Raw genomic sequence first — 11,183 nt, 5'->3', positions numbered from 1 at the left:
ATCCACATCTGCTTCACCGAGTAAAAATTTTTCAACTTCTTTACTATAAGCTTTGTCGATTTCATCATGATAAGGCACTGGAATGTTGAATTTTTGGGGAAGGCTGGCTTTCATCACGTATAACAAAGATTCTTTGTCTATGTGATCTGGATGATTAGAGGAAGCAATTAGATGATCGAGGGCTTCAGATACATCTGCTTTTTTCCATGATGGGATATATTTCCCTTGAAGCTGAATTCCTTCCGTCGTGTACCACCGAATGAATTGGTAAGCCTCTTCCTTATGCTTCGACTTTGAGTATATAGCCATAAGGTCTCCACCTAAAGTAGTTGTGATCGGGTCGTTCTTACTCATTCTTGGATAAGGTGCGAACACAGTCTTAAAGTTAGATGGGACTTTTTCCGTTCCGCTGGCTTCAGGAATCATAAAATCTCCCGCAATAATCATACTCACTTTTTCACTGAAATATTGAGGTCTATAGCTAAGTTTTTGACTAATAGTTTCCGTATAGGGAGTCGCCGATTTGTCAGTAACCTCCGCTTGTTTGCGGATATCGAGTGAACGCTTTATAAGCGGGTTATTGATATTTAACGTCTTTCCATCCGATTTATATAGGAAGTAATTATCCATTTGATTGAACTGAGCCAGTTGATAAAATAAAGGGAATGTATGGAAGTAGGTTCCATATCTCTTATATGCTCCTTCCCCTATTGTAAGCTTTTTCGAATAGTCGAGGAACTCATCCCAAGTCCAATCTTTGGGAACAGGAAGGCTGGCTTCGTCCAAATGATTTTTATTTAACATGACTAAGAAGGTAACTTTCTTTGCGGGGAGCGCATAGACCTTATCTCCGATTGTAGGATCAACGTAATATTCTTCCTGCATCTTATATCCGTCTTTTGAAATGTAATCATTGAGAGGCTCGAGCATATTTATGGCTGCTCGCTGCGCATATTGTTGTGCGAGAGAGAACATCATCACATCGATTTGATCACCGGAAGCAGCAGCAAGATCGAGTTTCTTCACGTACTCAATAGAATTATTGTCACCGGCAGTTACTGCTTCAATCTTAATATTCGGGTATTTTCTCTCGAACTCCTTATACACGGTTTTCCAATTATCTTGATCTTCGTTATACCAAAAATGAAATTTCAACGTAACTTGTTCAGCCTTATTGTCGATCACCTCCGATTTTTTATTAGTAAAACTACCAGCGCACCCACTAAACAAACCTGCAATAATTGAAATAGCAGCCGCACTGAGAATTGTTTTAGAGAGCATCTTCAGTCCCCTTCTTATACGAATTATACGAAAAATCAATAGCCAACTCAGTTACCCTGGAAGGACCATTGATTTAGATGTTTATTTATTATTATTTTTTATGACATCTTGCACTTTTTGAGTCGCGTTTTTAATAACAGTATCCGTATCCACTTCACCAAGCAGGAATCTTTCCACTTCTTTAACGTAAGCCTTGTCCACTTCATCGCTATAAGGCATCGGAATGCGGAATTTTTGTGGAATACTGTTGTTCATCACATATAATAATGATTCTTTATCAACCTTATCTGGAGATTTGGAAGTTGCCACCAAGTTATCAATGGTTTTGCTAACATCTGCTTTTTTCCAAGATGAGATATACTTACCTTGGAGCTGTATTCCTTCTGTTGTATACCAACGGACAAATTGGTAAGCTTCCTCCTTATGCTTCGATTTAGCGTATACAGCCATGAGATCTGAACCAGAAGTTGTTGTAATTGGGTCACTTTTGTTCACTTTTGGTAAAGGTGCGAAAACCGTCTTGAAGTTAGCAGGTACTTTATCCGTTCCACCAGCTTCTGGAATCATAAAGTCTCCAGTGATAATCATACTTGCTTTTTCATTGAAATATTGAGGCCTGTAATTCAGCTTTTGGCTGATTACTTCGGCATATGGTGTTGTGGATTTGTCTACAACTTCCGTTTGCTTGCGGATATCGAGCCACTTCTTATTTAGCGGAGTATCAACATTCAAAGTTTGGCCATCGGCTTTATAAAGAAGATAATCGTCCATCTGGGTTAGTTGAGCAAAGTGATAGAATAGAGAGAATGTATGAAAGTAGTTTCCATATCGCTTATTCGTTCCCTCACCTTTCGTCAGTTTCTTGGAATAATCGAGGAATTCATCCCAAGTCCAATCCTTGGGAACCGGTAAGCCTGCTTCATCCAAATGATTTTTATTCATCATGACAAAAAATGAAACTTTCTTGGCAGGAAGTGCATAAGTCTTATCACCAATCGATGGGTCAAGATAGTACTCGTCCTGCACTTTATATCCATCGTTAGCAATGAAACTGTTAAGCGGCTCCAGCATATTGATAGYAGCACGTTGTGAATAATATTGAGGAGCAGAGAACATCATCACGTCAATCTGATCGCCTGAAGCTGCGGCAAGGTCAAGCTTTCTCAAATATTCAATTGAATTGTTGTCCCCAGCTGTTACCGATTCTATCTTAATGTTTGGATATTTTTTTTGGAACTCCTTATAAACCGTTTTCCAATTATCTTGGTCTTCATTATACCAAAAGTGGAATTTCAAAGTTACCGGCACGACATTCTTCTCGGTTCCTCTTGAAGTATTGGCGCCAGTTGCAGTAGTCCCCGCACTGGAAGAACAGCCAGCAAGCAGCCCAGCGATGATTAAGGAAGTTCCAACACTACGAACTGTTATATTGAACATCGAATCAATCCCCATTTCATCTATATATTCCACACTACACCACTCTAAGGAAATGCAAACGAATACAATACAGTATAGTTCAATTCAAACCTAAACACATGTAACGATTTTTGCACATTCCAAAATATTTTTTCTAGAGAAAAATTCAATTCGAAAAGGACAGTTCGAATATCGACTGTCCTTTCATATTTAATCTGTGCTCATTTGATTACTTATACAAATTAGTGAAAATGTTATATATCAAGACCGCTGCTTGAGCTCTATTCGTTGTATCTTTAGGATGAATAGCATTATCATATCCGTGAACAAGCCCCATCTCGATTAGAGAAGCCACGCTATGAACCGCATAATCTGATACATCTAAATAATCCGTAAATTGTTTTAATTGCTCTTCCTTTGCTAGCATAGTCATTTGTTTCGCCACTCTCAGCGTACGCTCTGCTAACACCATCATGTCTTCCCTTGTGATTGGTTCTGTGGGCTTAAACAAGTTGTCGCCCGCTCCTACCGTAATCCCCATTCCTCTAGCTATTCTCAAAGGTTGGTCGTAATAAATGCCTTCTTGTACATCAGCAAATTTGTCTCCCACTGCCCTGGAGTTCTCTAGCTCTAATGCGCGTACTAACATGACTAAAAAGTCAGCGCGTGTAACCGGCTTATTTGGATCAAAAGAGTTATCTGATGTTCCGTTGATAATTCCTTTAGAAGCGAGTACTTCAACCTGATTTTTTGCCCAATCCAAAGAAGCAATATCTTCAAACGTCTTTTGCACAAATGCTGCTGCATATGTACTAAAGTGTGTTGTCGTAAATACAACTGTACCTGTTTTCATATCATATCTGCCATTTGGTACCGGAATCGGTTGTCCATCGTCGGACAAAAACCATACAGCGATATGCTCAAGGTGCTGCTTTTCATCTTCATTCAGCGAATATGGCATACTTACGGTCACCGGTGCACCCGGATTGTTCCAAGCTATCGGTTTATTGCCATCTTGCATACTTATATCAATGGCGGATCGGTAGCCAATTCGATTCCGAACATCATCGCCCAACTTGCCGACATCAGCTTCACCAATCCTCAGCGTGACATTGGCATCCGATAGTTCATCGGCATGAAACATGTTATTCGGTAGGAATAACGATGAAATTGGCGATTCAACTTGCATTTGAGCCGAGTACTGACTATTTGAGAGTAATTTCGCAGGAATTTGCAGTTTATACGCTTTCGCTCCCGGTACTTCTTTCAACTCAACTTTTATATGCTTGATGCCCTTTTCATTTGCTGATACTTGTCCAATTGCCTTATCCCAATTGGCTTCCGTTAAAATAAAGAGTGCCGTTTGCGTCGCTGCATCCACAGTCGCATCCCCGGCTTGCATGACGATGGTTCCCGGGTTAGCTTGGCCATTTTGTGTGATAGCGCCAACACCTGCTGAATATCCGCCAAAACCACCGCTGGTTGGTGTTGGTGTTGTTGGTGGTGTACCATCACTATTCGTGACAATCAGCGCCGTCGCCATCGCATCCGTATTGTATGCATAATCATTCAAATTATTATTCACAAACTTCACGCTTTTCAGCTGAAAAACAGCGCCCCCTTGACGAATGGTTTTGAATGTTGCAGTGGCAAGATTGACAGTTCCACTATCTCCCGGTACTTTACCAACCTTAGTAAATGCAAACAGAAGATGATTCCCATCCACCTGAGGATCAACTGAAAACCCATCGGAATCACCACTGCTGATTCCTTTAAACTCAAGCATCGTATTGTCGAAATCGAGATTCAGCTCATAAGCATAAAGATCAGTTATATTGTTTGCTGTGATCGTAACCTGAATGTCCTTACCCTGCGACACCTGTGAGGCATTCAGCCCCAATGAAAAAGATGGAGCTGTATCAGCCAAAGCGGCCTTCGGCTGCAACAACACGATACTCATCAATACCAATAAGCCGAATAACTGTAATTTTCGTCTCACTTTGAAGACCATCCTTTCGATAGAAGCAAGGGAAAGTTTCTAAACTTTCCCCCTTGCTTACCAATCGTTGATTAAATTAGTTGTGCTACCCTAGCTAGATCAAAAATATCGATTTTCCCATCCTTGTTCAAATCCTTTGACTGATACATAGCCCAATCCACATCACTTGATTTCTTACCGTATGCAGCGGCAATAATGCCCAAGTCACCGATGTCCATTACACCGTTATTGTTAAAATCAGCTACATGGTAGATTTGAGAAACATCGGCAAGTTGAGTCGTATCCCCATTCGCATTCGATATAACGATGCTACTTAGGGAAATGGGGTTTGCAAACTGGATGTTTGTTTTGGCTTTGAATTGCAAACTTAACAAGTCACCATCCATATTAACTGCGTTGCCTGCCCCTAAGCTGGCTAATAGCACCCGTACTTTGCCTGGCTCGATTTGATCTTGTTTAACAACAGATAACCCTGTTTTCAAGGATTGGGCATTAACAAATTCGTATTGCGTCGGATCAAAATTAAGTGTCAGATCCTGAGCATAAACCGCCTGATAGACACTGTTCGTTACGTTTTTCAGACCGTATTTCAAGCTAAATGTTTCTCCCGCAGTTGTGGAGATTTTGCCGGTCAAAGTAGCTGTTTTCCCCACCGTAATTGTGTCGGTTAACGTGATGTTGTTCGAGGAGTTGCCGACGTACACCTTGTAATTACCATCAAGGGTTTTCCACGCGTCAGCGTCGACGTTCCAGATGGACAGCGGATGGTTCGATGCAGCCGGGTCGATAGTGATCGTAACCTGTTTCTCCTCGCCAGGGGCGAGCCAGATCTTCTTGAAGCCCACTAGTCGCTTAGGCGGCTGGTTTGCACTCTCGGGCAGACCCAGGTAGACCTGAGGAACTTCAGCACCCGCGACAGTTCCGGTGTTCTTCACAGAAACAGACACTTGAATCGGCTTGGTCCCATCATTGCTTTTCTGCGTGACGGAAAGTTTAGAAATTTTGAAATTGGTGTAGGACAGTCCGTAACCGAAAGCGAACTGCGGAGCGATACCCTGGGCGTCATACCAACGGTAACCCATCTTCAAATCCTCGGAATAGTATACCTGAGGGACTACTCCAGTACCGGAACCGATACCCGGATAGCGATCTTCCGTGCTAGTTGGCGTGTCTGCTTTGGCGACCGGATAAGTGACCGGAAGTTTACCAGAAGGATTGGCGAGCCCGAAAAGCAAGTTAGCGACGGCATTGCCATCCTCTTCGCCCGGGTTCCAAGCTTCAAGGATCGCAGGAACTTGGTTGATCCATGGCATGAGGACAGGGTCACCATCCTTGAGCACGAGCGCCGTATTCTTATTGGCGGCAGCTACGGCAGCAATCATCTCATCCTGATTGTTCGGTAAGGAAAGGCTAGGACGGTCCGAGCCTTCGCTGGTCACGACGCCAGCCATGAGAATCACAACGTCGGCATTCTTCGCTGCAGCAACAGCCGCAGAGAGGTTACTGTTGTTATTGTCCACGATGACCTTGGTGATCGAAGCTTTCGAACCCAGCTTCGTCAAGGTATTTTGCAGCCCCTGTAGCGGTGTGACTGTGTATAACGGCAATACACGCGAGCTGCCACCGCCACCAGCGACTGCAGCGTCAGCGAAGGTAGCCTGTCCTATTAGGGCAATTGACTTCACGGAGGATTTGAGCGGCAGCAGGTCATTGCTGTTCTTCAGTAGAACGGCAGTCTGCTCAGCAATCTCGCGGGATTTAGCCCCATTAGCCTGTGCGTCGATAGTGCCCTGCACGGTCGGCCGGTCAAAGACGCCAAATTTAAACATCTGCACGTACCGGTGGTCGAGAGCTTTGTTGATTGTATCCATGGTTAGACTACCGTCTGCGAGTGCCGCTTTAATTCTCGCATTCGAGAACCACGTGCCGGACTGCATCTCAAAATCTAAACCGGCATTAAGCGCCATGGAAGTCGAATGTGTGGCTCCGAAATCGGACTGAACATATCCTTTGAAGCCCCACATGTCGCGCAGAACGGTCTTCAGCAGGTACTCGTTTTCGCATGCGTAGGTACCGCCAACCCGGTTGTACGAGCACATGATCGAAGCGACGTTCCCAGCCTTGACCGACATCTCGTAAGGCAGCAGATATAGCTCGTGCAGCACGTTCTCGGCGATGTTGACGCTGACCGAATTGCGATTTTTCTCCTGATCGTTGAGTGCATAGTGCTTCGCCATCGCTATAACGCTGTTATCTTGAATACCATGGATTTCACTCGAAGACAGAATGCCGGCGAGGTAGGGATCTTCCCCCATGTATTCGAAGTTACGGCCACCCTCACCTACGCGTGCGAGATTCATGCCGGGTCCTTCAAGTTCGTGCAAACCGAGCGTACGCGCCTCGCCACCCATCAAGTTCCCGAAGGAGTACGCGAGGTCCGTATCGAAACTAGCTGCAAGACCGAGTGCGACGGGAAGAGCGGTAGCTTTGTCCTGAGGGTTGCAGTCTCCGCCTCCAAGACCGACGGGGCCGTTGGTAATCCGGAAATTCGGAATTCCGAGCTCGGGAATACCGTTAACGTGCCGAATTGTACTTCCACATTGGGGAAGTTCCGGGTTCGTTCCGGGACTCCCTGCCAGCTGTTGGATCTTCTGGTCTAGCGTCATCGCGCCAATGAGAAGTCCGGAACGCGCCTCGGGTGTGAGCGCAGCATTCATCCAGGGCAAAGAAGGATTCGCTGGTGTAGTGTCGGCGAAGACGCTGCTGGCGAAGGTGAAGGTCAACGACAAAATCAGTGATGCAAGTTTTATTTTTTTCGAATCAAAGATAGAAGCCAAACCAAATCACTCCTAATGGTAAGATAGCTCTCGGCAATCGCCGAGGCGATAGGACAAGGGTTTCCTCGTGTCTTGCAATGCAACTTACTCCTACGCTGTTCTCTTGGGCCATAGAGTTAGTCTTCGAACAGCTAACGGTTTATGACCTTATTCTCCATATACTCAACCACCTCCATGTCCCCAGAACGGTTGCAGCGCTGTATGAAAGTGCTTACATGATGATGCACTCGTAACCCTTTCTTTGATTTATTCGCCCCTCACTAAGGTACGATTTTAATATAGAAGAAATTGGATGGATGTGGAATTCTATATCTTTTCCACTTAGATCAATATCTTTATATAAACCAACCAGGAATCCGGAAATCGTTTGATCGCACGAAATTCTTTTAAATCTTATAAGTTTTAATGGGGATTCATCTTCTTTGCATACCCGAAATTAAAAAACCAGAGGTCTGCACCTCTGGTTACTCATCTTCACGCTCCGTATAACACTTCATCTCGCTATCCTAATCTTTTCTAAAATATAGCGGCACATAACCCGTGACTAGCTTGAACACTCTGCCAAAATGCGTAACACTGCCGAAGCCTACCTTCTTGGCAATCAGGCTAACCTTCATATTGGATTGCTCCAGAAGCTTCTTTGCTTCCTTAATCCTGACGCTGTTCAAATACTCCACAAACGTAAATCCAGTCGCTTCTTTAAAAAATCGGCTCAAATAATAAGGGCTAACGTAAAACCTCTCTGCTAGCAAATGAAGTGACAGTTCCTGCGTATAATGATTGTTGATGTACTTAACAACTTCCGAGATTCTTTCATGCATGGGACTCGGTGATTCTACCGGTTCCATGCTATTTTGTTTGACATGTCGACAGCAAACGATGAGGAGCTGCAGCACTAGAATTTGCGCATACATCTCAAACCCAGGTTTCATCTCCTGCATCTCTTGTATGATCCGTTGTGCAAGATCCTCGATAGCAAGCCGGTCCTGCAGAGGGCATTTTACAATAAGATACTCGTTCTCAAAAAGAGGTTGTAAAATATCCCGATAGGCCCCATTGACTGAAGCCATATAGGTCTCATGGATATTCATGATAAGCCGTTCATGCTTGGGCTTTTCCGTATTCGTCGTCCGATGCAGAATATTGGGAGAGATGATGATGACATCAGCCTCGTTGATCACTATCGTCCTGTCCTTAATAAAAAACTCCCTTTTACCAGACATCAAATAGAAGATTTCGAAGGTACTGTGAAAATGGCTGATCGGCATATTGTGACTTAGCGCTTTCCTGTGGGAAACCGAGAAGGTCCCTTCACTGTTATCGAATTGAATATCTCCCATTCCTTGCCCACCTCTCCACCAATTTGTCATTTATTATACGCCCCTGTACATTTCTTGCAAGATATAAGTAGTTTTTGAGCATTATCGCAAAAAATGTACATATTTCTCTGCTATGATTGCCTTAAATACAAGAAGGAGGAATGAACCAAATGAGTTCTTCAGAAGTTAATAGTCAAATCAGAATCACAGAGCAAGAGACCAGATCTCCCATTGAGTGGGCTGAAAAGGCCTGCGAGGCGTTAATGTTCAAATTTGAGCCGGAATTACTTCCTCCAGATCGGTTCCATTATCATCAAGGTGTCTTTCTGTCCGGTATGGAGAAATGCTGGCGGGAAACCAATAATAATAAATACTATGATTATATCAAGCGTTGGGTGGATAGCCAGATTCTCGCAGATGGCAGTATCAAGAAGTTCAATCCGGATGAACTGGATGATATTCAGCCAGGCGTGCTTCTTTTTAACCTATTCGAGCAAAGCGGCGATGAACGATATAAAAAAGCCTTGCATACGCTTGTTCCCCTTATAAAATCATGGAAAACCAATCCGTCCGGCGGGTTCTGGCATAAGGAACATTATCCCAATCAAATGTGGTTAGACGGATTATATATGGCTGGACCCATTGCTGTTCAGTTCGGCAAGACATTTGGCGAAAGCGAATATTTTGACATGATGACCTTCCAAGCTATTTTGATGGAAAAGCATACCAAAGATCCTAACACTGGCTTGCTGTATCATGGTTGGGATGAAACGAAAACAGCGTCTTGGGCGGATCCCGATACCGGCTTAGCTCCTGAGTTCTGGGGACGGGCAATTGGCTGGTACCCTGTTGCTTTGCTGGAAATGTTCGAATACCTCCCAGAAGATCATAAGGATAAAGCCACGCTGACAGCCATTCTTCAGGATCTTCTCATCGCCTTGACGAAATATCAGGATGATGAAACTGGCTTATGGTATCAGGTTGTCGACAAAGGTGAGCGAATAGATAATTGGCTTGAAAACTCCTGTACGTCCTTGTATGTTCATGCGATTGCCAAAGCCGTGCGATTCGGCTATCTGGATCCTAAGTATCTGGCCTATGCCTGGAAAGGCTATCAAGGGGTCATTGATACACTGAAATTTGATGAGAATGGCAACGTGATCATCGGTCAAATCTGCATTGGTACAGGGATCGGAGACTACGCCCACTATATCGCACGCCCTACCAGCGAGAACGATTTGCACGGTGCAGGTGCCTTTATTCTCATGTGTGTGGAAATGAGTCTCGCGCAGAAAGTAGAATAATAAACAAAGGAACCGTCATATTGACGGTTCTTTTGTTTATTCAATAACTGTCTACCTGCCGAAAAGTTCAGACGACAGATGTCGTCTTGGGCTTTGAGTCCCGTCGTGCTTATCCCATCCACGATATATCTTTGAAAAATAAAGAATACGATAACAGGCGGAAGCAAAGATAAACTCGCCATAGCGAACATCATCGTTACCATCACAGTTGCAAACCAAAACCCTTTAAACCGAAATTTAATTCTTGCATATCAACTTGAGGCTCAAAATTCTGACMAGGCGTATAAAAAGGCTGATTGCCTTTCCAGATATAAAGTAATCCACTATCTTTGATTATAGTTTGTGCTCGAAACCAAATCCTATAGAAAAATTCGGTTATTGTTTGTTATGTAATTATCAGACCTATTTGACGGGTAAGTTGAATGTACGAGGAGGTTATTCAGGGGTTGAAATAAGGTTCTGCTTTAGTTTAATGAGCGATGCGGTTATGATAATTGGTCTTTCAATCGCAATTTTTCTTTAAGATTCAATATAAAGGTATAAATAAATTCTTCCATTATTTTTCTTTACGACATTGACTGAACAAAGATCTAGATCTCGAAGATCATGCCCCCAGATACCGTATTTACCGTTGGTTTCATTCCTGTTTTTAAGTTTACCTCTCTCCGTCTCTGGAATTGTTTTAATGCTGGATGTATCTTCTTCTTCTTGATAGACAGTATGATATATTTTACTAATCTGATTGATTAAGTCTGATCTTAATAATTTGGAATTATTTATTTCAAACACTTTTGGCTTTTTTAATGGGTAGTCTACGACTAAATAAATGCTTTTGTAATTTAATACTACCTCGCCATTTTTCCTCAATCGTGTCAATTCATCTTCTGGTGATTCTAAACTGATCCAAGGGATTATTCCGTTAGGGAAAACATCCAAATCATCTTTATTCGCTTTGACCTCGAATGTAATCTCCTTTAATAATACTCCCTTATTTTCGTCAAGTTCATCAGCGAGACTGATGTAAGAG

The 11,183-nt window shown here is 43.3% G+C and carries 7 protein-coding genes and 1 pseudogene; 1 reads left to right on the top strand and 7 read right to left on the bottom strand.

The window, feature by feature from the left end; translation table 11 throughout:
* From AC1DUA_RS07995 to AC1DUA_RS07975, 5 genes are all read right to left on the bottom strand, one after another.
* Nucleotides 1-1,281, bottom strand: a 1,281-nt coding sequence (locus AC1DUA_RS07995) for an ABC transporter substrate-binding protein (protein ID WP_477499224.1), incomplete at its 3' end; no start/stop codon positions are given.
* A gap of 81 nt (nt 1,282-1,362) precedes the next feature.
* Nucleotides 1,363-2,751 (bottom strand): ABC transporter substrate-binding protein, encoded by a 1,389-nt coding sequence (locus AC1DUA_RS07990; protein ID WP_477499223.1) that lies wholly within the window; start codon nt 2,749-2,751, stop codon nt 1,363-1,365.
* A gap of 175 nt (nt 2,752-2,926) precedes the next feature.
* Entirely contained in the window at nt 2,927-4,696 is a 1,770-nt protein-coding gene (locus tag AC1DUA_RS07985; RefSeq protein ID WP_477499222.1) for an S-layer homology domain-containing protein, read from the bottom strand.
* Between the two features lie 71 nt (nt 4,697-4,767).
* Entirely contained in the window at nt 4,768-7,533 is a 2,766-nt protein-coding gene (locus AC1DUA_RS07980) for a glycoside hydrolase family 3 C-terminal domain-containing protein (protein WP_477499221.1), read from the bottom strand.
* Between the two features lie 506 nt (nt 7,534-8,039).
* On the bottom strand, nt 8,040-8,873 hold the full coding sequence (locus AC1DUA_RS07975; RefSeq protein ID WP_477499225.1) for an AraC family transcriptional regulator: 834 nt from the start codon (nt 8,871-8,873) through the stop codon (nt 8,040-8,042).
* 149 nt (nt 8,874-9,022) lie between these two features.
* Between AC1DUA_RS07975 and AC1DUA_RS07970 the strand changes: the two genes are divergently transcribed.
* Nucleotides 9,023-10,156, top strand: a complete 1,134-nt coding sequence (locus tag AC1DUA_RS07970; RefSeq protein ID WP_477499220.1) for a glycoside hydrolase family 88/105 protein — start codon at nt 9,023-9,025, stop codon at nt 10,154-10,156.
* A 92-nt stretch (nt 10,157-10,248) separates the two neighbouring features.
* Here the strand turns inward: AC1DUA_RS07970 and AC1DUA_RS07965 are convergent.
* A pseudogene (locus AC1DUA_RS07965) lies at nt 10,249-10,347 on the bottom strand (carbohydrate ABC transporter permease); the annotation flags it as partial.
* A gap of 328 nt (nt 10,348-10,675) precedes the next feature.
* Nucleotides 10,676-11,183, bottom strand: a 508-nt coding sequence (locus tag AC1DUA_RS07960; RefSeq protein ID WP_477499219.1) for a hypothetical protein, incomplete at its 5' end; no start/stop codon positions are given.

The sequence above is a fragment of the Paenibacillus sp. 01T422 genome (genome assembly GCF_056398785.1).
The sequence above is the reverse complement of the archived record's forward strand: the minus strand, read 5'-3'. Positions and strand labels throughout refer to the sequence as shown.

What these genes read in the sequence shown, in the direction of transcription:
- AC1DUA_RS07975 (WP_477499225.1), bottom strand. Translation starts at nt 8,873, where the DNA reads ATGGGAGATATTCAATTCGATAACAGTGAAGGGACCTTCTCGGTTTCC.
- AC1DUA_RS07970 (WP_477499220.1), top strand. Translation starts at nt 9,023, where the DNA reads ATGAGTTCTTCAGAAGTTAATAGTCAAATCAGAATCACAGAGCAAGAG.